Below are 346 nucleotides of genomic sequence, written 5' to 3'. Positions count from 1 at the left end.
ATCTCAGGTTTTATTGTTGCTATGATTTTTTAGTCGTAACGAGCTAAGGTTTTAAAAACCTAGAGTCGGTTAAACCGTTTTAAAGACCAGTTGGGCAATATGGCTAGAGAGAGTTTGGCAAAGACCAATAAATGAGAAGAAATAGTACGCATGAGCGGACTCCTATATGCATAAAATTTCTGCCAATCACTGCTAAATGATTATGGTGGCAGAACGAAAGGGGGTTAGCAGACTGGGCATATAGAACCAGCACGCACAAGGCGTCCCCCTTCCGTCCTACCGCTACGAAGGGGGGACGAACGAGTTCGCCACCAAAAAATTGCTTTTTTGATGCGCTATACGCTCT

It is taken from the genome of Acinetobacter sp. V2 (assembly GCF_001188385.1).
GTDB classification, from domain to species: Bacteria; Pseudomonadota; Gammaproteobacteria; order Pseudomonadales; family Moraxellaceae; genus Acinetobacter; species Acinetobacter oleivorans.
Note: the sequence above shows the minus strand (reverse complement) of the source record.